Consider the following 22,043-nt stretch of genomic DNA (forward strand, 5'->3'; position numbering starts at 1 on the left):
AGGCTGATCTCGCCGAGGATCGACGGCCTTGGTGTCGGCAATGCCCTTGACCGAGATGAGCAAGGTGTAAGCATTGGCCCACTCCTTATGGATCTTGATGAAAGCCACCGCCTCGCGGATCAGGAGGGCGATGCGCTTGTCCAGTTGGGCGAGGCCTTGATTGAGATCCTTCAGGACGGCCTTGGGCGCGTGCTGGTTGAAGTCCGTGGCATGAAGCTGGTTCTTGGCGGCAGCTCGGTCGTTGGTGAGGGCGCGGATGCGGCGGGCCAAGGCCCGCAGCGTCAGTTGTGCATCAGAAGGGCGCTGCTACCGTGTGAAAGGCATGTGTTCGGCGTACCCGGCAAGTGTTTCGGCATCGACCTTGTCGGTTTTGCTGTGCTTGCCCAAGACCTTGGCAAAATTGTGGGACGCCTGGGGATTGACGACCATGACGCGCAGACCGGTATCAAACCGGGCGATGGAGAGTTCCAGGGAATAGGTGCCGGTGGCTTCCAGACAGAGGGTCAGAACCCATTCCTCCGCGCCCACATCAATCCCTGCGTACAGGTTTGCCATTGCTTGTGCCAATGTCGGGCTGCTCATGATGTTTCTCCTGGTCGAGTTGGATGACTAGGGTCACCGGTTCCCTGACCCTGCGTAAGCGCCTTCCTTGCAGACGCAGGCTCGAAGCCTCGGATACTCTCCACGGAATAGGCGAATAGGGTGGGGAGCCAATCTTGCCTGCAGACGCTCCAGAAACGCTCGGCAGGCGTGGATTCGGTGTCCCTGCTCCCACGCCTTGCTGCTACTGGATTGCAGATATCATGCTCGTCGCTGCTCTGCTTGCCGGTGGGGTGTTGACCGGTGCGAATGCTGTCCTCTACGCGAAAGGGACGAATCGGGTCGGTTGTGCCGATCCGAATGGCGCGCTCGTTGTCCGCAAGCCAGAGCCTGCCGCAGTGGTTATGGTTCCCAAATCGCACAATGCAGAGGCGTCAAGGTCTGCCGCTGAGTGGGCACGCGACTGAAGGCATACAGAGCTGGACGCATTCCCTGACCAGACGATCCCCGGCGCGGCCGCAGGGAGTGGGAATCCCGGCCTGCGGGTGCGGAGTGCCGTCTTCGTCGATCTGCGCGGCTACGGTATCCCAACTGACCAGGCCATCCCTGTCGAGAGACAGGCGCAGCAGCCAGCCGGTTCGGGCGGCGGGGAGGTCAAAACCGTCAAAGACGAAGTTGCCCAGACTATAGACGATCAGCCTGCCCTGGTAATACTCGATGTCCTGCGTCACATGCGGATGCCCGCCGATCACCAGGCTGGCACCGGCGTCGATCATCAAACGGGCCAGTTGTCGCTGTCGTTCACTCGCTTGCCGCTCGCGTTCCCAGCCCCAGTGCATGAAAGGGATCACCAGGTCGGCGCCGGCCGCGCGCGCAGCACGGATGTCGGCAACGACCTGGCTATCCTCGCTCCAGGCGATTCCCGGCCATTCGGCACCGGCTTCGAAGGCACGCGGCTTGAATTCGTTGTAGGCCAGCACGGCGATGCGCAGGCCGCGCCGTTCGATCCACAGCGGACGGTGCGCCTCGGTCAGATGGCGACCGCCACCGAAGGCGGCGATATCGTGGCCGGCGAGATGAGCGAGGGTTTCGAGAAAAGCCGCCTGACCGTAATCGCCGGAATGATTGTTGGCCACACCGAGCGCATCGAATCGCCCACGCAGAACGGGCAGCACGCGCGGGTCGGCGCGGAAGCTGAAAATCTTGTTGTCCAGCGGTTCCCCGGTCGTGGCAATCGGGCATTCGAGGTTGCCGATGCGGTAGTCGGCGTCCTTCAGCAGCGCCGCGAAGGGTGCCAGCGGGTCCCCGCCGCGGCGGATCAGGCGGCCCGGACCCTCATCAAGCATGATGTCGCCGACGAAAATCAGACGGACGGGTTCGGCGCGCACACTCCCGGCGAGCAAGGCCCCCAGTGCGCCGAGCAAAGCGACCAGCAAACGCAGCCTGCCCTGCCCACTCATCGTGCCGGCCCGCTGGTGGGAGACCACTCGCACCAGTATTGCAGCTCGCCATCGCGAATCGGCTCATAGACCTGGTTGAGGCCAGTAAAGCCGTAGCCGGCACCTCTGCCTGCGTGCGGCGGGTAAGGGTGTGTTGCCTGCTGGATCGGCACTGGCCCGCTGTTCCGATCGGCAAAGACATAGAGCTTGATCGCCGCCAGATCGGCGGGTTCCTTCTGAAAAACGATGCGGAAGAGGAAGTATGAGCCGATCGGTTGCACCGGAACGGTATAAGGCGAATTGACCGGCCGCGCTTCCAGATCACGTGTTTCCCCACCGTACGTAACGTGACAGAACAGCTTCTCGGCATGCACGGGCATGGCAAGCAGCAGGGAGACGACGAGGAGGCGTTGGCAGTGCTTGGGCATCCTGTGCCAGCCTATGACTGCCGCTCGATCCAGGCAGCGATTCGCTCGGCCGCCGCTTCCCAGTGGGCGTCGAGCATCAGCGTATGTCCGGCACGCGGAACCACCGCCACCTCGGCCTGCCAGCGCACGGCGGTGAAGCCCAGCCCGGCCGGCGGGAACACCGCGTCCGCTTCGCCGCCGATGACCAGTACCGGCAATGCCTGCCGGCGCCAGCCGAAATGCATTGCCAACAGCGTCAGATCAAGGATGGCACGCCGTGATTCGGACTGGAAAAATGGCGCAAAGCGGATCAGATTCTCGTTGGTCGTCTCCGGCGAATAGTAGACATCACGCATCATCTGCAGCGTCTCCGGCGAATACTTGCCGCGGATGGCGCGCGCTTGCTGGTCGAAGAATGTGGGCTCGGACAAGGCCATCTTCATCGTCGCGCCGAGAATGCCGGTCGGTGGCACCGGAGCCATCAGGACTGCGGCCTGCGCCTGCTGACGTTCAAGAAAGCGTTCGACGACCACGGTGCCCATCGAGTGCCCGATCAGGATCGCCGGTACGTCAAATTTCCGGGTCACCTGGGCGAGGTCTTCGGCATAATCGTCGATACCGAAAGTATGCAGATGCTCGCGGCCCTCGCTGGCGCCGTGGCCGGAGAGGTCGAGCGCGTGGCAATCGAAGCCGCGGCTGCTGAACCAGGGTAGAAAGTACGCGTCCCAGCAATTAGCGGTGGCATAACCGCCATGAACGAAAATGAGGGGAGAAGAATGCCTGGCGCCGACCGCCGGCCGGTGCAGGGTATGGATGCGGCGAGTTTTCATGGGCGGGTGGAAAGTGGCGGTGAGACCTGCGGGTTGACGCTGTTTGGAAGCGGCTTGAAGGTTGACTGTCGGGCCAGGGCTGCGTGTGCTGGCGAGAGATTCGCCAAGTATCGCAGGGTCGTGCCAGTGCAGGCAATCTCCCCTTTTTCAACGGACTCTCGCCGCTGGTCGGGCATCCTGATCGACACTGGCTTGGCTGCGCTCCTGCACCCTCTGCGGCAAACTGGCGCACAATGGCGCCTGCTGACCGTCTTTGGAACTCTCGCATGCAATTCCAGCCGCGCATTCTCGTCTGTTTGGCCTCAGAGGAAATCATGCAGAACACTCTGCCCGCCCTGCGCCTGCGGCCGGCGCAGGTGATCATTGCGGCCAGCGACTCGGAATTGGCGCGCCAGGGTGCGCTGCAGTTCAGCCGTGTCCTGCACGATGCCGGCTGGCCGGCCAATGCAGTACGCATCACCGAGCATACGCCCGACCATGATCTCGGAAACATCAGTCGCTACGCTCGGGAACTCGCTGCCGAGCTGCAAAACCAGCATCCCGGCCTGCCGATCGACCTCAACGCCAGTGGCGGGACCAAGGTAATGTCCTTCGGTTTTGTCGGCGCGCTTGCCGGCCTCGGCGATGCCTGGTATTGCGATACCCGCCACGGTCTGCTCGAGCACCTGGGCGGTGGTGCGCCGCTGCTGCTGCCGGCCGACCTGCTCAAGCTCAACGAGGTCCTGCAGGTACAGGGTTATCGCGTGGTAGCCGATCCGACCTGGAACCCGACCTTCGTGTGCGCCGCCGCCGCGCGCGCCGACCTGACCGAGCACCTGGTCCGTGAAGCACCACGGCTCAACGGCTTTTTCGGCTACGTCAACCGGCTGACGCGCGAAGCCTTGCCCCAGACGCGTACGGACGGCAGCATCGTGCGTACTTTCCGTGCCGAAATCCTCGCCCAGCGCCCGCTGTTCACGAATAATCACGAACTGGCGCGCGCCTTTGAACAGGCGGGCATCTGGGAATGGGACGGCGATTGCCGCTTCGTTTTTGCCGGTGAGGCCAGCGCCAGGTACGCCGGTGGTGGCTGGCTTGAGGAATGGGCCTGGCTGACGCTGGCCGGGCTGCAGGCCGATGGCCTGATTCCCGACGGTCATTGGGGCACCAATCTGCGCGTCGACGCCGGCCACGGCCTGCAGGAGGCGGCCAGCAACGAGCTCGATGCAGCGCTGGTGTGGCGCAACCAGTTGCTGGTTCTCGAGTGCAAGACCGGCGTGCAGATCAGCACCGAAGGCGGCAGCCAGTCGATCCTCAACCGCCTGGACAGCCTGCGTCGCCATGTCGGGGGTGCGATGGGCGAAACCTGGCTGCTCACCGCGCGGCGCCTGCAGCAGGGCAACGGCGCGGCGGCGCGCGAACGCGCGCGTGCCTACCGCATCCGTCTGATCGAGCCTGAACATCTCGTCGATCTGCGGGCGAAAATCTGCGCCTGGATGGACATCACGACCGCCGCATCAGAAGCCACGGAATCCCCTTGATTACGGAGTCGCATCCGCCCGGCGGGCGACGACCAGTCAGGCCGCGGATCAATTCGCGGGCAGGTGCAAGCGGTCGAGTCGCAGGCGCTGGCGTTCATCGAAGAGACGTCGGGCGCCCAGACTCACCGCCACCATGGTGCCGAAACCGGTGCCGCCGGCGATCAGGAACATCACCAGAATCTGGTATTTGACCGCTTCCACCGGCGGTGTACCGGCCAGGATCTGGCCGGTCATCATCCCCGGCAGGCTGACGATACCGGCAGCGGACATGGCGTTGATGATCGGGATCATGCCGACCCGCATCGCTTCGCGGCGGCTGTCGGAAATTGCCCGCCGCCAGTCCTGGCCGAGCGCCAGCCTGGCTTCGATGATCGTCCGTCCTTGCGCGGCATCCTGGGTCAGGCGATCGAGTCCCAGCGAGATGCCGTTCATGGTGTTGCCGAGCACCATGCCAAGCAGCGGTATCGCGTATTGCGGCGCATACCAGGGGTCGGTGCCAATAACCAGGAGCAACGCCAGCAGGGTCACCGTGAATGACGAGACGAACATCGACAGGGTGCCAACACCGAAACCCCAGCCGCCGACAAAGCGGCGCTTTTGCCTGACCATCACCTCGCGCCCGGCGACCGCCAGCATCACCGCTGCCAGCAAGGCTACCCAGAGTGGCTGCGCACTCTCGAACAGCACCTTGAGCACCAGGCCAATCAGAAACAACTGCACTGTGCTGCGCACAGCCGAAACCAGCAGCGGGCGTTCGACGCCAATCAGCAGACGCCGCGACAGCCCGGCGAGGGCCAGGATCAGGAGCGCAGCGATTGCGAGGTCGGACGGTGAAAGCGCCAGCACGTTCATCGCTGCCCGATCTCCTGCAGCCTGCCGTTGTCGAGAAGATAGCGGCGCTGCGCGACGCGCCCGATCTGGCCGGCATCGTGGCTGACCCAGAGCAGCGCCGCCTGCCGCTGCTGGCGATAGTCGTCGAGCAAGGACTCGACGCGACGGGTACTGTCCCAGTCGAGGTTGCCGGTCGGTTCGTCGAGCAACAGGACAGCCGGGGCCTGCATCAGCGTTCGCAACAAGGCGAACCGCTGCCTTTCGCCGGTCGAACAGCGGGCAACTTGCCAATCCATTGCGGCCGCGGGCAGGCCGAGCCCTTCGATCCACGCCGCATCGACCCCGTACTCGAAGTGGTCGCCGATCCGTTCCGACCACCACTGGCTCTCGGCGACCAGCAAGGCCACCGCGCGCCGCCACGCGGGCGCCGGCAGGCTCGTGCAACGGGTGTCATCGAGCCGCACCTCGCCGCGATGCGGGTCGAGGTCGGCGATGGCGCGCAACAACAGCGTCTTGCCGCTGCCCGAGGCCCCCTCGATGCAGACACACTCGCCAGCACCGATCGAGAGGTCGACCGGACCGACATGGCGAGTCACGAGCTGTTGAATGCGCAGGCGGGGCATTGATGATCCGGAGTCTGAACCCCTGCGACCAGCGCAGCGACTTGGTCGCAGGGGCGTCTGCGGCGCCCCTTGCACAAGTCGCTGCAGACTACAGGATCGGCGTGTGTGCGGCGGCAGTCGGCAGTGCCGAGCCACTCGGTTCGTACACCACATGCGGACGACCGACGAGCAGGGGATCGATCGGGCCGATGGCTTCGATGTCCTTGCCGGTGTAATTCAGCTTGTGGAGGACGTAACGCATGGCGTTCAGGCGCGCACGCTTTTTGCAGTCGGACTTGATCACCGTCCACGGCGTTTCCGCCGTGTCGGTATGGAAGAACATCGCCTCCTTGGCCTTGGTGTAGTCATCCCACTTGTTGAGCGAGGCCAGGTCGATCGGCGACAGCTTCCACTGTTTGAGTGGGTGCACCTCGCGCTCCTTGAAGCGGCGACGCTGTTCCTTGCGGCTGACCGAGAACCAGAACTTGACCAGGTGAATGCCGCTGCGCACCAACGTACGTTCGACCTCCGGCGTCTGACGCATGAATTCCTGGTATTCCTCTTCGCTGCAGAAGCCCATGACGCGCTCGACACCGGCGCGGTTGTACCACGAACGATCACAGAAGACGATCTCGCCGGCAGTCGGCAGGTGGCGAACATAACGCTGGAAGTACCATTGACCTCGTTCCTGTTCACTCGGTTTCTCGAGCGCGACCACGCGCCCGCCCCGCGGATTGAGGTGCTCGGTAAAGCGCTTGATGGCACCGCCCTTGCCTGCCGCATCGCGCCCCTCGAAAATGATCACGACGCGCTGCCCGGTTTCCTTGACCCAGTTCTGCAGCTTGAGCAGTTCAACCTGCAAACGGTACTTCTGCTTCTCGTAGGCCTTGCGCGACATCAGGTTACGATAGGGATACGAATTGGTGTCGCGCCAACTGGTCGCCAGTTCGTCGTCGGGACTGGTTGCGGGCTTGGCCGCCGGCTCTTCCTCCTTGCCGAGCAGCGCCTTGCGCAGGGCCTGCGCATCATCCGGCGACGATCCGGTCATGATCGCTTCCAGCGTCTTGGCCAGCGAAGCCGTATCGCCGACGTTCGCGGAAGAGATGATGTCACGCAGGGCGACTTTCTTCTGTTCGATCGCCGAACTGGCAGCTTCGGCTACGTCATAGGCTTCCATGCCGCCTGGGGTGCGCGCCGGCGCAACGTCACCGGCCGAGGCCTTGCGCGGTGGTGCCGAACGCGTGGTCGTGGCAGGCGCACGGGTCCTGGGGGCCCGTCCTGCCGGTTTGGCAGCGGGAACCGCCGGTTTGTCGGTGGTGCCGGCCTTATCTTCAGCGCCTGCTGCGGGCGGCGGAGTTATCTTGTCCATCTCTCTCTCCAATGGGGGGTCTGTTGCGAAAAGTTGACGCCGGATCGTGGCCTGGCGGTGTCCGTGATGATACCGCCGAGATGTCATACACTTCAATCGCTTGAATGCCCTTGAGCAAATCTTTTCCAGGTTTTTCTGCGTTTGCCGTGTGCACCCGGAAAAAGTTCGGCCCGGCACTGGCCGGGCACACCACGGACGGCAAATAGCGCGTTCGGAAACCGGACTTCGATGAGTGGCTTTGGCCATTTCCAGACGATTCCGTCTCCGATCATTCTCATTCTTCTTCGTGCAAGCGCTTTCTCAGTGTGCAATTTGTTAGCATAGGTCGAATGCGCCGAGGAAATCCGCATGCAAACGAACGTCACCATCGGTCGCGTCACTAGAGGAGAACACTGGAATGGATTCGCTAATTTCTGCCCTGCACACGCATTTTCCCGCTGATCGTGTCATTGCCGATGAACTGCGCCGACTGGCCTGGGGCACCGATGCCAGTTTTTACCGGCTGGTACCGCGCGTCGTGGTGGTCGTTGAAAACGAAGCCGACCTGCTGCACGTGCTGGCAGTCACCCGGCAGCACCGCATCCACCTGACTTTCCGCGCTGCCGGTACCAGCCTCTCCGGGCAGGCCATGACGGACGGTGTTCTGGTCCTCATCGGAGAAGGCTTTGCCAGTTTCGAGTTGGCTGCCGATGCACTGAGCGTTCGCCTGGGACCGGGAATCGTGGGCAGCGAAGTGAATCGTCGACTCGCCCATCTGGGGCGCAAGATCGGCCCCGACCCGGCGTCGATCGCCACCTGCAAGATCGGCGGCATCGCCGCCAACAACGCCTCCGGGATGTGCTGCGGCACCGCCCAGAACAGTTACCGGACTCTCGCCGGCATGCGCGTCATCCTGGCCGATGGCAGTGTGCTGGATACCGAAGAAGCAGCCAGTGTTGCCGCTTTCCGCCAGAGCCACGCCGGACTTCTCGACGAACTCGAACGCCTCGGACAGCAGACCCGTGCCGACATCGCCCTGGCCAACCGTATCCGGCACAAGTTCAAGATCAAGAACACCACCGGTTACAGCCTCAACGCACTGGTCGATTACAGCGATCCGCTCGAAATCCTGACGCATCTGATGATTGGCTCGGAAGGCACGCTGGGCTTCATCTCCCGGATCACCTATCACACGGTGACGGAAGATCCGTTCAAGGCCAGCGCGCTGATCTTCTTCCCGGACATCGAGACCGCCTGCCAGGCCGTGATTCGCCTCAAGCCGCAGCCGGTTGCGGCGGTGGAACTGCTCGACCGCGCCGCCCTGCGTTCGGTGGAAAACAAGCCTGGACTGCCGCCGATCATCCGCTCACTCGGTGATTCCGTCGCCGCCCTGCTGGTCGAGGTTCGCTCGCACCATGCTCCCGGTCTGCAAGCGCACATCGATACCACCCTCGCGGCGATGACCGGCATTGCGACCGTTGAAACGCCGTACTTTTCGACTGACCCGGAAACCTGCGAGATGTACTGGAAAGTACGCAAGGGCACTTTCCCCTCGGTCGGCGCGATGCGTCGCGCCGGCACGACAGTGATCATCGAGGATGTGGCTTTCCCGATCGCCTCCCTGGCCGCGGCCACCCTCGACCTGCAAGCCCTGCTCAAGCAGCACGGTTACCACGAGGCGATCATCTTCGGGCACGCGCTGGAGGGCAATCTGCACTTCGTGTTCACCCAGGACTTCGGCGATCCGGCTGAAGTGCAGCGCTACGCCGGCTTTATGGACGAGGTCTGCAAGCTGGTGGTCAACAAGTATGACGGCTCGCTGAAGGCCGAACACGGCACCGGGCGCAACATGGCGCCTTTTGTCGAAATGGAATGGGGCCAGCAGGCCACCGACCTGATGCGCCGCATCAAGGCGCTGTTCGACCCGGAGAACCGCCTCAATCCCGGAGTCATTCTGAATGACGATCCGGCCGCGCACCTGCAACACCTCAAGCCCATGCCACCCGCCGAGGATATCGTCGATCGCTGCATCGAATGCGGCTTTTGTGAGCCCCTGTGCCCCTCGCACCAACTGACCCTGTCGCCGCGCCAGCGCATCGTCAGCTGGCGCGAACTGTCGCGGCGCGGCGCTGCCGGCGAGCCTGCCGGCGCACTTGGCAAGGATTATCCCTACTTCGGGCTCGATACCTGCGCGGGTTGCGGATTATGTTCCACCGCCTGCCCGGTGGCGATCAATACCGGCGACCTGACCCGTCGCCTGCGCGGCCGTGCCCAAAGTGATTTCGCGCGCAGCGTCGGCCGCTGGACTGGCGAGCACTTCGGAGCCGTCGCTGCGACTGCCCGCCTGGGATTGCAGCTCGGCCACCTGGCCAGTGCGGTCGTTGGCGACAAAGCACTTGGCATCCTCTCCAGGGGCGCCTGGAAGACGACCATGCCACGCGCCGGCAGGTCAGTCGGGGCGCATCGGGGTAACGGCGATCCGGTGGTCTACTTTCCGGCCTGCGGCGGACGGATTTTCGGGCCGAACGCCGCTGGCGAAGCCCAACTCGGCGAGGTGATCCAGCAAGTGCTGGTCCGCGCCGGTTATGCACCCCGCCTGCCACAGGAATTTGACCACCTCTGTTGTGGCCAGATGCTGGCCAGCAAAGGCCTGGCCGAAGAAGCCAACGCCAGCGCTGCGCGCCTCGAGGCGGCACTCGACGCTGCCAGCGAGCATGGCCGCTACCCGATCATCATGGATGCCAGTACCTGTAGCGTGCGCATGCAGGAGTATCTGGCTGGTCGCCTGCCACTCCTCGACTTCCACGAATTCGCCCACGACGCGCTCCTGCCCAGGCTCAGGCTGGTCAGGCAAGCCGGCCCGATTGCCCTGCACATCAACTGCAGCGTACGCAAGAGCGGTTCGGACGCCAAGCTGCAGAAGGTTGTCAGTGCCTGTGTCGAACGGGTGATTGCGCCGGCAGGGGTGTCTTGCTGTGGCTTCTCGGGCGATCGCGGTTTCGTGGTGCCGGAGTTGAACCAGCATGCCCTGCGCAAGATTCACGACGAACTGCCAGCGAGCTGCATGAGCGGCGTCTCCAGCAATCGGACCTGCGAAATTGGTCTGACGGCGGAAAGCGGGCGGACCTATCGTTCTGTGGCTTACCTGCTGGAGGAGTGCAGTCGAACACAAACCATGGAAGCGTGCTAACGGTCATGACTTTTTCAGGCACCCTTGATCATGAAAGTCATGCCCGTTTCTCTCTCCCACGGTTCGTGCAGTATCGCGGGCCGGCTGCGGCGGCGCGGAGCAGCACTCCGCCAAACCCCGCTTTGGCCTCGCGAGAGGAGAAGAGGAGCGATGCTGCGCTGACCGATGTCGACCATTTTTACAGTCGTCTGCTTAATTAGCGCAACCGGAATCTCAAAATTCCCTCACGTAGAAAAGAATCCATGAATTTCTTCGGGTTATCGCGGGGAGTTGATTCCCGGCCTGTTTCTTGCTTCGATGACCTTGTCGATGTAGATGGTTGCCAAGGTTGAAAAGTGTATCAATTTTGCATCGATCAATCCGGGAAAACGCCGTCAGTTCTCATCGAAGTTGACAACGCCCCCCAGAAGTGGAAAACAATAAAGTGACTGGGCATCGTGTTAGATCACAGAGTTAAAGTTGTTTATGATGTTGTTGTCGGTATGGGATTCTTGCAGGCTAGTGCAAGAATCGCTTCACAAACCAGGCCAGGTCGGTGGCATTGCCAATCAAGCGAGCATCCGCGGCCTGAGACACTATCCTCAAGGAGTGAAGAACATGGATATCCCGGAGGATCCCCCGCCCCGCTTCCTTCCCGGTCTTGGAGGAGGTCCCTTCTCGGAAGCCGAATTCCTTCACCAGCAAGTTGCCGAGATCGAAGCGTATGTGGAGCGCTTTCCATCGGCCGAGAGGGATCTTCGTGCTCTGGCATGGATTGAGGCCAATGCCAGTCAATATCGGCAACAGTGGCAAATACGGATGGTCACGAGCGGACGCCATCGGCAATCCATGCACGGGGGCTGACAACAAGAGTTCGACGAATCTTGGAGTATAGCCATGCACCTCGTAGCCATGCACCTCATTTTACTCGTCCTGTCGATGCTGGTCGTGGGCTGCAGTCATTCCCCATCATTGACTGCGACCGCAACTGCCGAAAGCCATCAACCGGAAGGCGCCGCCGGCCTCAGTACACAGCCCGGATGGCACGGCCAGAAGTTTGCCATTGCCACAGCCAATCCACTGGCCAGCGCTGCCGGACTCGCCATGCTCAAAGACGGCGGTGCGGCGATCGACGCGGCAGTTGCTGCGCAGATGGTGCTGACCCTCGTTGAACCACAATCCAGCGGTATCGGCGGTGGCGCTTTTCTGCTCCACCACGATGGTCGCCAGACGGTTGCCTTCGACGGTCGCGAGACAGCACCGGCAACAGCCAGTGCAAGCCTGTTCGTCAAGGCCGACGGCAAGGCGATGACTTTTCAGGAAGCCATCGTCGGTGGCCGCGCAGTCGGCGTGCCAGGTGCCCTGCGGATGCTCGAAATGGCACACGCCGAATATGGCCGGCTGCCCTGGTCGACCCTTTTCGAACCGGCGATCCGACTCGCCGAGAACGGATTTCCGGTCAGCCAGCGCCTGCACACACTGCTCAAGGCTGACCCCTACCTCAGGAAGGATCCGCAGGCCGCTGCCTATTTTTACGATCCTGACGGTCAACCCGTTACCGTCGGCAGCCGTTTGCGCAATCCCGAATTGGCTGGCGTCCTGCGCAGGATCGCCAGTGAAGGGTCACGAGCACTGCACGAGGGTGAGATCGCGCAGGCGATCGTCGACAAGGTGCAGCAATATCCGGCAAACCCCGGCCAGCTTAGCCTGGCTGATCTGGCTGGATACCAGCCGCAGCGCCGCAAGCCGCTGTGCAGCAGCTATGCGCCAAAACGGGTTGAGCCACCGCGAACTTACCTGATCTGCGGTTTTCCGCCTCCAGGTTCGGGAGCGATCGCCATCGCCCAGATTCTCGGCATCCTCAATCACACCGAGGCTGCATTCCTGCCGTTTTCCACCCCACTCTGGATGCACTATTACAGCGAAGCAGCACGCCTGGCTTTTGCCGATCGTGCCCAGTATGTCGCCGATCCCGATTTCGTCGCCGCACCGGCGGGCAACTGGTACGCGCTGATCCAACCGGCATACCTGGCTGAAAGGGCGCGGCTGATCGGCCCACACAGCATGCAGGTGGCCAGACCGGGCTCGCCATCGCCGGAACCAATGACTCAGGCAGCGATGCCCGAACAACCTGAATACGGGACCTCCCACCTCAGCGTCGTCGACCAGCACGGCAACGGGTTGGCGATGACCACCACCATCGAAGATGCCTTCGGAGCACGCCAGATGGTGCGGGGGTTTCTCCTCAACAACCAGCTCAGCGATTTCGCCTTTATTCCGACTGACAGCAGTGGTTTGCCCATCGCCAATCGCGTCGAACCAGGCAAGCGCCCGCGCTCGTCGATGAGTCCAACGCTGGTCTTTGACCAGGACAGCGGCGAGCTGGTGATCAGCGGCGGCTCACCGGGCGGAGCGTTGATCATTCACTACACGGCCAAGCTGCTTTACGCGATGCTGAACTGGGGACTGGAACCTCAGCAGGCCATCGACCTGCCCAACTTTGGCTCACTGAACGGGCCGACGCTGCTTGAGGAAAAGCGTTTTTCCTGGTCCTTTGTCGAAGCGCTCAGGGCCCGCAGCCACGTGGTGAACGAAGTCGTCATGAACAGCGGTTTGCAGGCCCTCGAAAAGACTTCGGGTGGATTCGCCGGCGGCGCCGATCCACGCCGTGAGGGCCTGGTGCTGGGCGAGTGATGATCCCCGCCTCCATGCCCTCGCTGATGCGGGCAGCACTACGACAGCCCCCGAATCGGCATGTTGGCCTGTCACGCAGCGCCACCGGCAAGCTTTCTCCCGGTGCTACCCCCCCCACTACACCACATAACAGTGTTCTTTAAGGAAAGCCACAGCCTCGCCAAGGGTTATATCCGAGCTATCGAGCAGATAGGTCTGAGCCTCCGGAAAAAATTCATTCCATAGTTTTTCCAGGCCTTCCTGCATCTCATGGGGCGCGCACTGCCGAATGAAGCCGAGCACCAGTTCTGGCTTGAAACCATCCGCTCGAACCTTGCGGATCAAGGCTCTCGCTGCGGCTCGCGTCAGAGCAGGTTTGGGCAGCGTCTCGGCTGCGATGCAGACAAAAATCGTCAGCAGCGAGTCATCGTCAGTCTTGCCTGCAGTTATCTTGTGCCATTCCTTCGAAACTGCGGCATCGAATAGACTGGCATCTTCGAGATCGACATCCCGCAAAAAATACCCTTTCTGAACGGTTTCTTCGAACAGCTTGTCGATCGCCAGCGAGGGATCGAGAATTCGCGGCAGATCCTCGGTTTCGACCTCCTGGAGGTGGCGTCTGGCAATCTCCTGGTACGATTCAGGGAGAATCTTGAATATCTCCTTGATTCGCTTTCTGCCTTTCGGCGCTACCCCCTTCTTCCTGATTGCCCTCAGAATACTGACGAAGCCGGCAGCATTGGGGATTGCCGGTGGGGTGTCTCCGCCAAGATAGACGAGCATGGTCGTACGCAGGAACGATCCAACGGGCACCATCGAAAGGGTGGAGGGGGCTACTCCAAGGTTTTCGGCAAACCAGAGTGCCGCTCCAATCGCCAAGTGATACGCCTTCCTTTGTTCGAGGGCGATTCGATATTCGGCTGGCTCCCTGAGCGACCATTCAGCCAGGAATTCCCTTTGTGACTTCGCGCTCATACCGCCAATGATGTCACAATCGGGCAAGGCCCAGAGCGCCTTGATCATTTCGGAACCGCCACGCGAATGTGACAGAAAGGTGTGGTCCCGCAGCGATCGAGCTGCTTTGTCGAGGTCACCTCCACTGCGATCGGCAAGAAAAAGACTGACCAGATTGACGATCCGCGTACGCGCCTCCTCGATATTCGGCCGCAAATACTGCGTCCCGAAATACTCGGCAATCTGCAGCATTCCCTTCGGGGCGTCGTTCAGGATACTGGCAACCCTATGCTGATCGATGATCCCATGGTGCACCCCGTACGTGAGCGCCTTTTCGAAAAAAGGCCGCGCATCGAATACTGCGATCTGCTGGTAGCTAGGCGGCATGGACGATCATTCTTCTGTGGGTAGCCGGTCATTCAAAAGCCTGCGACTATAGTGCCGACTCTTCCTCCGGCCCGGCACGCAAGCTGTCCGCGGAATCTGGCCTTACCAGGTCGGACGACATGAGTTCTTCGGCCCTGACCCGCGCGCGCAGGATTAGCAGGACCTCCCGAAAGATCTCCGGGTATTGGTAACGAAGTGTCCAGGCCAGTTCCATCCAGTCATGATCATTAACTTCACTGTGCGCCAGGAAAGGACGATTGACACCGGGATCGGCGAGCGCGTCCAGACGTTCCTCGTCGGTCATGTCGTCGGCAGATTCTTCTGCGTCGGCAAAGAAATCAAAGGTCGCCGTCTTGAAAAAATGCTCGATGTTTTCGACACGCTCGCAGAAATAATCGGCCAGGGCATCGCAGCCACCTTCGAGTTCCCCGATCGCCTCGAGGAACTCGCCGGGATCGCTGCCAGCCCGGAAAAGCACCGAATTGATCATGCCGTGCAATCGCTCGTGACTTTGGTCGCCATAACGCCGTTCGAGGACGATTGCCCGTGCGAATTGCTCTGGGGAGACCAATAGGTTCACCACCGATTCACGGGACGAATCGAAGTCGCGCAGAACGGCCAGCAAGTCTTTGGCTGGAAAGTCGTCGAGCGCCACCACCAAGGCATCGTCACCATCGCTTTCCGCCAGCGAAGCCAGGGCTGCTTCGGCACCGACGATATCGCCAAGGTGGATCAGTCTCCCTGCTCTCACCAGTACCGGATGGCTCATCAGTGCTCCCCCGAAAATTGATCTTTCCGATCAAACCCCTGTTCGGCGAGCCAGTCGGCACCGGACTCTCCGAGGTCGATGCCATCATCGAAATCCTGCTCGTTCTGGTCGCCGTCGACACGCTGGTCTGTAAGCCGTCCATGCGCTGGTTCTGAGGGCGCTGCAAAGCGCCCTTGCAGATATTCCAGGCAGGCGGTCACCACCATGAACCGGTCGCCGTTCGGGTCCTTGAGGGCGACCTCGGCGAGGGCCTCGGCCCAGGGTTCCAGCTCCACCGCCGCCAGCAGCGTTGACCAGCTGGGCAAGTCTTCGGGCTCCCGTGCGGAAAGATCCCGCATCACTTCCGGACTGGCAAAACGCATGCCGCCGTGGAAGGCAACGGCAACCATTTCCGGATTGCACTCGATCATTGGCAGGAGTTGTGCAAGCTGCCCGCGCTTTGCCTTGAGCCGCTTGGCCAAGACATCGTGCCCGGCCGAATCGGTCATCAAGTCGTCCAGCTCGGCGTCATAAGCAGACTTCAGATCTTCAAAGAATAGCGACAGCCTCACGACAGTACTCCTTCAAGATAATTTTTCCAGATTTCCCGCGCAGTTTCCAAAGGCTTATCGAGAAGATTACGACGTCGATTCTCATCATAGACCTGTCGACGAGCGGTATCAGAAAGCGTTTCATAGGCTTCCTGAACGTCGCGAAAGAGGTCGGTCGCCTCCGGAGCCTTGTTGCGGTCTGGGTGGAGCAGCAAAGCCTTTCTGCGGTAGGCAGTCTTGAGCACATCGTTTGAGGCATCACTGGCGATCCCGAGTATGGCGTAATAGTCTTTCATGCGTTCTCACCGAGACGGTTGCTCCGGACACTTCAGGCAACGACCATGACTTCGACTTTCCCATCTCATCCCCGACCCCTCCCACGGCCCGCGTTTCATCGCCGGCTGGTGGCGCACAGCAGCGCTCCACCAGCCGGCCTTCGCCTCCACAAGTGAGGAGGCGAGATTCGTGAGTCGCGACGCGATTTCACTTCAACATCGCTTGGGAAAGGCCGAGACGATGCCACAGGGTCGTGGTCAGCTCCACCTGGTTGAGCGTATAGAAATGCAGGCCGGGAGCACCACTGGCCAGCAGTTTTGCGCAAAGCGCGCTGACCACATCAAGACCGAAAGCGCGGATCGACAAGGTATCGTCACCGTAGCTTTCAAGTTTTTTTCTGACCCAGCGCGGTATCTCCGCGCCACAGTTATCCGAGAAGCGGGCAAGACTGCTGTAACTGGAGATCGGCATGATGCCGGGGACGATCGGGACATCGATTCCGACCGCCTGGCACTCGTCGATGAAGTATGCGTAGGCGTCGAAGTTGTAGAAGTACTGCGTGATCGCTGAATCGGCACCGGCGTCGAGCTTGCGTTTGAAAGCCAGGAGATCGTCCATCGGGCTTTTTGCCTGTGGATGATATTCCGGATAGGCTGCAACTTCGATATGGAACCAGTCGCCCGTTTCGGCACGAATGAACTCGACGAGTTCATTGGCATAGCGAAAGGTGCCCGGTCTGGCCATACCCGACGGCAGGTCGCCGCGCAGCGCAACCAGATGACGAATACCCTGTGCCTGATACTGTTCGAGAATGCTGCGAATGCTGTCCTGGGTTGATCCGATGCAAGACAGGTGCGGTGCTGCCTGGTGACCTTCACGCTGGATTTCAAGTACGGTCTGCAGAGTGCGGTCACGCGTCGAACCGCCGGCACCAAAAGTGACCGAGAAAAACCGGGGTTTCAGGAGCGCCATGCGAGCACGCGCGGCCCTCAACTTTTCCGCACCCTCCGGAGTTTGCGGCGGAAAAAGCTCGAGGCTGAAAACGGGAGGCTGCGGTGTCATGAGTCGGTAAATGTCAGTAGCGATATTGCTCGGACTTGTAAGGACCTTCCTTCGCCACCCCAATGTAGGCGGCCTGCTGATCGGTCAGCTCGGAAAGCTCGGCATTGAGCTTCTTGAGCTGCAGGCGGGCCACTTTCTCGTCGAGGTGCTTGGGCAGGGTATACACCCCGACCGGATAGTCGGCATTGCGTGTAAACAGTTCAATCTGGGCGATCGTCTGGTTGGCGAACGAGGAGCTCATCACGTACGATGGATGGCCGGTACCGCAACCGAGGTTGACCAGACGACCTTTGGCCAGGAGGATGATGCGCTTGCCATCGGGGAAGACGACATGATCGACCTGCGGCTTGATCTCTTCCCAGACATAAGCTTCGATCGAGGCAACGTCGATTTCGTTGTCGAAGTGGCCGATGTTGCAGACGATCGCCTGATCCTTCATCCGGGCCATGTGCGCATGGGTGATCACATGGTAGTTGCCGGTGCAGGTGACGAAGATATCGGCCTTGTCAGCCGCGTAATCCATGGTGACCACGCGGTAGCCTTCCATGGCTGCCTGCAAGGCACAGATCGGGTCAATTTCGGTGACCCACACCTGTGCGGACAAGGCGCGCATGGCTTGTGCCGAGCCTTTGCCGACGTCGCCGTAACCGGCGATCAGGGCAATCTTGCCGGCGATCATCACGTCGGTGGCACGTTTGATGCCATCGACCAATGATTCGCGGCATCCGTAGAGGTTGTCAAACTTGGATTTGGTGACCGAATCGTTGACATTGATTGCCGGAAACTTGAGCTCGCCCCTGGCGTGCATCTGGTACAAGCGATGCACGCCGGTCGTGGTTTCCTCGGTCACACCCTTGACTGCTGCCAGACGACGCGAGTACCAAGTCGGATCGCTGGCCAGTTTGGCCTTGATCGCGGCAAAGAGGATCGCCTCTTCCCCGGAAGTCGGGCTGGCAAGGACCGAAGCGTCGTTCTCGGCTCGGGCACCAAGGTGCAGGAGCAACGTCGCGTCGCCGCCATCGTCGAGGATCATGTTGCTGTAACCCGCATCCGGCCATTCAAAGACGCGGTGGGTGTAGTCCCAATAATCTTCCAGCGACTCGCCCTTGACAGCAAAAACCGACACTCCGGAAGCTGCGACAGCCGCAGCAGCGTGATCCTGGGTCGAAAAGATGTTGCATGAAGCCCACCGTACTTCAGCACCGAGGGTAACCAGGGTCTCGATCAGTACGGCGGTCTGAATCGTCATGTGCAGCGAACCGGTAATGCGTGCGCCCTGGAGAGGCCTGGTGGCCGCGAATTCTTCACGAATCGCCATCAATCCCGGCATCTCGGTTTCGGCAATACGAATTTCCTTGCGGCCCCATTCGGCGAGGCCAAGGTCAGCAATCACATAGTTTTGAGTAGCAGCATCCGACACGGTAAGGCTCCTTGAGAACGGTGACCAGGGGACGGAAGCTGTCGGGCATCTCTGCTGAAGGACTTCAGCCTGCGCCCATCCCTCTCCTCGCGCCCGGCACGGGTTGGTTGGATGAGCGCCGTTTGAATAATCCGAGCCTGAAACTGTCGGACGACAGCCCTGCAGCGCTCCTCGGATCGAGTCTGGATTATAAATCGGCTTGGCAAGTACTGACCAGTGTTAGTACGCGAGCGAATCGTAGGTCCGTCGCCTGCCCTGGATTTCGATACTGACCTGATTGGGTGCACAGATCGCGATCTCGCCGGGGCGAGTCAGCCAACCCTGACGCACGCAGTATTGCCGGGGACCTGGATCTGCGGCAACGCGCACCCGACGCTGGTCGACGACAACCGTTGTCATGCCCAATGGCCCAGGGACTTCAATGCGGCGATTGCGCGCCAGCTCAAGTTCTGAGAACACCTCACCACCACGCTTGACGATGACTTTTTCAGCGACGCCGGTCTGCCATGCCCAAGGAAATGACGCTGCGCAAACACACAAACCCAAAATGACCAGCAGCCAGTCGCCGGACCTGAACAGCCCGACCCAGAGCATCACGGATTCTCGCCAATCACCATTGGAAAACGCAACTCGCGGTGACGGACCAATACACGCGCACACCCCCGAAACTCGCGCCCCAACCATTCGGCAAAGTAGACCGAGCGATGCTGGCCACCCGTGCAACCGATGCCTACAGTCAGATAATTTCGGCTGTCCCGAACATATGACGGCAACCATGTGCGAATGAAGCCAGCAATGTCGCCACGCATACGCAGCACTTCGGGCTCGGCTTCGAGGAAATCAATGACGGGTGCGTCACGGCCGGTCAGCAGACGCAGGATGGGATCGTAGTGCGGATTGGGCAAGCAACGAACATCGAAAACGAGGTCGGCGTCGAGCGGCATCCCATGCTTGAACCCAAACGATTCGAAAAGTAATGTCAGTCCCTGACAGGAATCTGAAGGAAGATCTCTGGCCACGAACTGGCGAACCCACTCGCGAAGTGCGCTGGCTTTGACGCCGCTGGTATCGATATGATGACCGAGGGCCGTCAACTCGGCAAGACGAACCCGTTCTTCGGTAATGGCCTCTGTCAACGTCAGCTTGTCACTGGCCAGGGGATGTCGGCGTCGGGTTTCAGAGTAGCGCTTGATCAAGGTTGCATCCTGCGCATCGAGAAACAGGAATTGCAGGTCAAGATCGTTGGCGCGCAGGGCATCAAGCTGCAAGGGAAGCATGGCCACGCTATCGCCACCGCGAATGTCGATCACGACTCCCACCTGGTCGTAGCCCTGTTGCTCAAGTTGTCCGACGAGCGGCTGCAATAACTGTGATGGCAGGTTGTCCACGCAGAAATAGTTGGCGTCCTCAAGCACTTTGAGGGCGATCGATTTACCCGAACCGGACAGGCCACTGATGAGAACGAGATGCATGCTTCGGAGCATAACGGATGCCCGGCGTGATGAGCAAGCCATTCGCCGCGAGGTTTTTGTATCTTATTGAATTTCAATAGGTTATTCTTCTATTGGAAGCTTCTACGGCGACTCATGATGGAATCCCTTCCGTGAGAGTCGCAGTGCGACCCTCCCCTCTCCCTGCCAGATACCTGTCCTTGTATCAAGAAGATCCATATATAAATCTTACTATAAGTATAGTGATAACAAACTTGTTGATATGTTTTTTTATCCAAAAAAATCAAAATCTTATGTCAGATTTTCGGGTTGCGAAAAGACGGTATGGGGATGTGGACAGAATCTGAAAACTTATCCACAAGCCCGTTTTGCCAGGCTTATTCACTGCTTTTCAGAGGTTTTTCCCTGACTTTTCCCATGGCTGGGTGGCTTTTCGGTACTGCCATGAGACCTAGATCTGCAATAAACTCTTCTTTCCAGGCAATTGGTTCGAACTCATGACAACTCTGAATATCCCTTTCCTTGCCGACCTTGTGGCAATTCGGCGCGATATCCATGCTCACCCGGAACTTGCCTTCGATGAACGGCGAACAGCCGAATTAGTGGCTCGCGAATTGACCAGCTATGGACTGGAAATTGATTGTGGCCTGGCACGTACTGGCGTTGTTGGCACCCTGTGCAAGGGCAGCAGTCCTCGTGCGATCGGACTCAGGGCTGACATGGACGCACTTCCTTTGTGTGAGAAGAACGACTTTCCACACCGTTCCAGAAACGATGGACGCATGCATGCCTGCGGTCACGACGGACATACGGCAATTTTGCTGGGTGCCGCGCGCTATATGGCCGAGCATCGGAATGATCTTGATTTCAACGGCACCGTTTACTTCATTTTCCAGCCTGCCGAAGAGTCTGAGGGAGGCGCCGAGGTGATGATTGCCGAAGGGCTGTTCGAGAGATTTCCGATGGACGCGGTCTTTGGTCTGCACAACTGGCCAGGTATTCCTGTCGGCGAGATGGCCGTGATGCCGGGGCCCGTGATGGCTGGCACCTGCACTTTTGAAATCTGGGTACGGGGGCAGGGTTGCCATGCCGCGATGCCACATCAGGGGGTCGACACGCTGGTCGTCAGTAGTCATCTGCTGCTCGCGTTGCAGACTGTCGTTGCCCGCAACCTGCATCCCTGCGAGTCGGCGGTGGTGAGTGTCACTCAGATGCATGCCGGTGAAGCCTGGAATGTGATCCCCGATGATGCTGTTCTGCGCGGTACGATCCGCAGTTTCAACATTGAAACCCAGAATCTTGTCGAAGGCGCAATCGAGCGGTTGTGCAACGGCATTGCCCACACATTTGGAGCGCAGATTGCGGTGTGTTTCGACCATCGCTATCCTCCGACGGTCAACAGTGTTTCGGAAACGGAAGTCTGTCGGCGTGTGGCGAGCGACCTGCTTGGCGCTGATCAAGTGCATGCGCACGAACTTCCCTCGATGGGTGCCGAGGATTTCGCTTATATGCTTCGCGAAAAGCCAGGTTGCTACGTCTGGCTGGGCAATGGCCCGGGTTCCGGGGGTTGCACCCTGCACAATCCACATTATGATTTCAACGACGAGATCCTGGCGCTGGGAGTAAGTTACTGGGTCAAGTTGGTTGAAGCGGTGCTGGGGCGTCAGTCCTGACTGAAGCAGCCCGGCTCCCTCCTCCGAGCCAAGGCAGGTGGCGTCTCGCTGACCATGGAAACCATGGGTAGATCGGCGCGTACCGTTGGCCAACGAAACCGCCGTCTTTTTTGTTACACTCGCCAGCTGAACCCATGGGCAGCGTACCCGAGGATCGGCAAA

The 22,043-nt window shown here is 60.4% G+C and carries 20 protein-coding genes and 1 riboswitch; of the genes, 5 read left to right on the forward strand and 15 right to left on the reverse strand.

What is annotated here, in order from left to right; all coding sequences use genetic code 11:
* Positions 1-306: 306 nt before the first annotated feature.
* The 4 genes from V5B39_RS01705 to V5B39_RS01720 form a co-directional block, all read right to left on the reverse strand.
* On the reverse strand, positions 307-582 hold the full coding sequence (locus V5B39_RS01705) for an IS110 family transposase (protein ID WP_332340946.1): 276 nt from the start codon (positions 580-582) through the stop codon (positions 307-309).
* A gap of 392 nt (positions 583-974) precedes the next feature.
* Complete coding sequence (locus V5B39_RS01710) at positions 975-2,000, reverse strand: CapA family protein (protein WP_434735643.1); 1,026 nt, start codon at positions 1,998-2,000, stop codon at positions 975-977.
* Positions 1,997-2,407, reverse strand: a complete 411-nt coding sequence (locus V5B39_RS01715; RefSeq protein WP_332340949.1) for a hypothetical protein — start codon at positions 2,405-2,407, stop codon at positions 1,997-1,999. The genes V5B39_RS01710 and V5B39_RS01715 overlap by 4 nt, the downstream gene beginning before the upstream one ends.
* An 11-nt stretch (positions 2,408-2,418) precedes the next feature.
* Positions 2,419-3,216 (reverse strand): alpha/beta hydrolase, encoded by a 798-nt coding sequence (locus tag V5B39_RS01720; RefSeq protein ID WP_332340951.1) that lies wholly within the window; start codon positions 3,214-3,216, stop codon positions 2,419-2,421.
* Positions 3,217-3,530: 314 nt separating this feature from the next.
* Here V5B39_RS01720 and V5B39_RS01725 point away from each other — a divergent pair, with 314 nt between their 5' ends.
* The gene (locus tag V5B39_RS01725; protein ID WP_434735639.1) at positions 3,531-4,736 is read left to right on the forward strand and encodes a Card1-like endonuclease domain-containing protein; all 1,206 of its coding nucleotides are present in this window, start codon (positions 3,531-3,533) and stop codon (positions 4,734-4,736) included.
* Positions 4,737-4,784: 48 nt separating this feature from the next.
* On the opposite strand, the gene V5B39_RS01730 is transcribed toward V5B39_RS01725, so the two are convergent.
* From V5B39_RS01730 to ppk2, 3 genes are all read right to left on the reverse strand, one after another.
* The gene (locus tag V5B39_RS01730) at positions 4,785-5,588 is read right to left on the reverse strand and encodes an ABC transporter permease (RefSeq protein WP_332340955.1); all 804 of its coding nucleotides are present in this window, start codon (positions 5,586-5,588) and stop codon (positions 4,785-4,787) included.
* Positions 5,585-6,190: an ABC transporter ATP-binding protein gene (locus tag V5B39_RS01735; protein WP_332340957.1), complete on the reverse strand. Its 606-nt coding sequence runs from the start codon at positions 6,188-6,190 to the stop codon at positions 5,585-5,587. The genes V5B39_RS01730 and V5B39_RS01735 overlap by 4 nt, the downstream gene beginning before the upstream one ends.
* A gap of 88 nt (positions 6,191-6,278) precedes the next feature.
* Positions 6,279-7,538: a polyphosphate kinase 2 gene (gene ppk2 / locus V5B39_RS01740; RefSeq protein WP_332340958.1), complete on the reverse strand. Its 1,260-nt coding sequence runs from the start codon at positions 7,536-7,538 to the stop codon at positions 6,279-6,281.
* 397 nt (positions 7,539-7,935) lie between these two features.
* Here ppk2 and V5B39_RS01745 point away from each other — a divergent pair, with 397 nt between their 5' ends.
* The 3 genes from V5B39_RS01745 to V5B39_RS01755 all read left to right on the forward strand — a co-directional run bounded on the left by V5B39_RS01745 (position 7,936) and on the right by V5B39_RS01755 (position 13,380).
* Positions 7,936-10,707: an FAD-binding and (Fe-S)-binding domain-containing protein gene (locus V5B39_RS01745; RefSeq protein ID WP_332340959.1), complete on the forward strand. Its 2,772-nt coding sequence runs from the start codon at positions 7,936-7,938 to the stop codon at positions 10,705-10,707.
* Positions 10,708-11,304: 597 nt separating this feature from the next.
* Complete coding sequence (locus tag V5B39_RS01750; RefSeq protein WP_332340960.1) at positions 11,305-11,550, forward strand: hypothetical protein; 246 nt, start codon at positions 11,305-11,307, stop codon at positions 11,548-11,550.
* Positions 11,551-11,583: 33 nt separating this feature from the next.
* The gene (locus V5B39_RS01755; RefSeq protein WP_332340962.1) at positions 11,584-13,380 is read left to right on the forward strand and encodes a gamma-glutamyltransferase family protein; all 1,797 of its coding nucleotides are present in this window, start codon (positions 11,584-11,586) and stop codon (positions 13,378-13,380) included.
* 117 nt (positions 13,381-13,497) lie between these two features.
* Here the strand turns inward: V5B39_RS01755 and V5B39_RS01760 are convergent, their stop codons facing one another.
* The 8 genes from V5B39_RS01760 to rapZ form a co-directional block, all read right to left on the reverse strand.
* Positions 13,498-14,382 (reverse strand): hypothetical protein, encoded by an 885-nt coding sequence (locus tag V5B39_RS01760; protein ID WP_332340964.1) that lies wholly within the window; start codon positions 14,380-14,382, stop codon positions 13,498-13,500.
* Positions 14,383-14,746: 364 nt separating this feature from the next.
* The gene (locus V5B39_RS01765; RefSeq protein WP_332340966.1) at positions 14,747-15,469 is read right to left on the reverse strand and encodes a hypothetical protein; all 723 of its coding nucleotides are present in this window, start codon (positions 15,467-15,469) and stop codon (positions 14,747-14,749) included.
* On the reverse strand, positions 15,469-16,020 hold the full coding sequence (locus V5B39_RS01770) for a hypothetical protein (RefSeq protein WP_332340967.1): 552 nt from the start codon (positions 16,018-16,020) through the stop codon (positions 15,469-15,471). The genes V5B39_RS01765 and V5B39_RS01770 overlap by 1 nt, the downstream gene beginning before the upstream one ends.
* Positions 16,017-16,295, reverse strand: coding sequence for a DnaJ domain-containing protein (locus tag V5B39_RS01775; protein WP_332340969.1), 279 nt, complete (start codon positions 16,293-16,295; stop codon positions 16,017-16,019). The genes V5B39_RS01770 and V5B39_RS01775 overlap by 4 nt, the downstream gene beginning before the upstream one ends.
* A gap of 187 nt (positions 16,296-16,482) precedes the next feature.
* On the reverse strand, positions 16,483-17,337 hold the full coding sequence (gene metF, locus V5B39_RS01780) for a methylenetetrahydrofolate reductase [NAD(P)H] (RefSeq protein ID WP_332340970.1): 855 nt from the start codon (positions 17,335-17,337) through the stop codon (positions 16,483-16,485).
* A gap of 13 nt (positions 17,338-17,350) precedes the next feature.
* Positions 17,351-18,757, reverse strand: coding sequence for an adenosylhomocysteinase (gene ahcY / locus V5B39_RS01785; RefSeq protein ID WP_332340972.1), 1,407 nt, complete (start codon positions 18,755-18,757; stop codon positions 17,351-17,353).
* A gap of 106 nt (positions 18,758-18,863) precedes the next feature.
* Positions 18,864-18,936, reverse strand: a riboswitch (S-adenosyl-L-homocysteine riboswitch).
* Positions 18,937-18,976: 40 nt separating this feature from the next.
* Entirely contained in the window at positions 18,977-19,351 is a 375-nt protein-coding gene (locus V5B39_RS01790) for a NusG domain II-containing protein (RefSeq protein WP_332340974.1), read from the reverse strand.
* Entirely contained in the window at positions 19,351-20,229 is an 879-nt protein-coding gene (rapZ, locus tag V5B39_RS01795; RefSeq protein WP_332340976.1) for an RNase adapter RapZ, read from the reverse strand. The genes V5B39_RS01790 and rapZ overlap by 1 nt, the downstream gene beginning before the upstream one ends.
* A 476-nt stretch (positions 20,230-20,705) precedes the next feature.
* On the opposite strand from rapZ, the gene V5B39_RS01800 reads away from it, so the two are divergent.
* A complete protein-coding gene (locus tag V5B39_RS01800; protein ID WP_332340978.1) occupies positions 20,706-21,881 on the forward strand; it encodes a M20 aminoacylase family protein in 1,176 nt (391 codons plus the stop codon).
* Positions 21,882-22,043 lie beyond the last annotated feature (162 nt).

The sequence above is a fragment of the Accumulibacter sp. genome (assembly GCF_036625275.1).
GTDB lineage: Bacteria > Pseudomonadota > Gammaproteobacteria > Burkholderiales > Rhodocyclaceae > Accumulibacter.

Excerpts from the sequence above, each read along its gene's own strand:
- V5B39_RS01705 (WP_332340946.1), bottom strand. The coding sequence starts at position 582 with ATGAGCAGCCCGACATTGGCACAAGCAATGGCAAACCTGTACGCAGGG.
- V5B39_RS01710 (WP_434735643.1), bottom strand. The coding sequence starts at position 2,000 with ATGAGTGGGCAGGGCAGGCTGCGTTTGCTGGTCGCTTTGCTCGGCGCA.
- V5B39_RS01715 (WP_332340949.1), bottom strand. The coding sequence starts at position 2,407 with ATGCCCAAGCACTGCCAACGCCTCCTCGTCGTCTCCCTGCTGCTTGCC.
- V5B39_RS01720 (WP_332340951.1), bottom strand. The coding sequence starts at position 3,216 with ATGAAAACTCGCCGCATCCATACCCTGCACCGGCCGGCGGTCGGCGCC.
- V5B39_RS01725 (WP_434735639.1), top strand. The coding sequence starts at position 3,531 with ATGCAGAACACTCTGCCCGCCCTGCGCCTGCGGCCGGCGCAGGTGATC.
- V5B39_RS01730 (WP_332340955.1), bottom strand. The coding sequence starts at position 5,588 with ATGAACGTGCTGGCGCTTTCACCGTCCGACCTCGCAATCGCTGCGCTC.
- V5B39_RS01735 (WP_332340957.1), bottom strand. The coding sequence starts at position 6,190 with ATGCCCCGCCTGCGCATTCAACAGCTCGTGACTCGCCATGTCGGTCCG.
- ppk2 (WP_332340958.1), bottom strand. The coding sequence starts at position 7,538 with ATGGACAAGATAACTCCGCCGCCCGCAGCAGGCGCTGAAGATAAGGCC.
- V5B39_RS01745 (WP_332340959.1), top strand. The coding sequence starts at position 7,936 with ATGGATTCGCTAATTTCTGCCCTGCACACGCATTTTCCCGCTGATCGT.
- V5B39_RS01750 (WP_332340960.1), top strand. The coding sequence starts at position 11,305 with ATGGATATCCCGGAGGATCCCCCGCCCCGCTTCCTTCCCGGTCTTGGA.
- V5B39_RS01755 (WP_332340962.1), top strand. The coding sequence starts at position 11,584 with ATGCACCTCGTAGCCATGCACCTCATTTTACTCGTCCTGTCGATGCTG.
- V5B39_RS01760 (WP_332340964.1), bottom strand. The coding sequence starts at position 14,382 with ATGATCAAGGCGCTCTGGGCCTTGCCCGATTGTGACATCATTGGCGGT.
- V5B39_RS01765 (WP_332340966.1), bottom strand. The coding sequence starts at position 15,469 with ATGAGCCATCCGGTACTGGTGAGAGCAGGGAGACTGATCCACCTTGGC.
- V5B39_RS01775 (WP_332340969.1), bottom strand. The coding sequence starts at position 16,295 with ATGAAAGACTATTACGCCATACTCGGGATCGCCAGTGATGCCTCAAAC.
- metF (WP_332340970.1), bottom strand. The coding sequence starts at position 17,337 with ATGACACCGCAGCCTCCCGTTTTCAGCCTCGAGCTTTTTCCGCCGCAA.
- V5B39_RS01790 (WP_332340974.1), bottom strand. The coding sequence starts at position 19,351 with ATGCTCTGGGTCGGGCTGTTCAGGTCCGGCGACTGGCTGCTGGTCATT.
- rapZ (WP_332340976.1), bottom strand. The coding sequence starts at position 20,229 with ATGCATCTCGTTCTCATCAGTGGCCTGTCCGGTTCGGGTAAATCGATC.
- V5B39_RS01800 (WP_332340978.1), top strand. The coding sequence starts at position 20,706 with ATGACAACTCTGAATATCCCTTTCCTTGCCGACCTTGTGGCAATTCGG.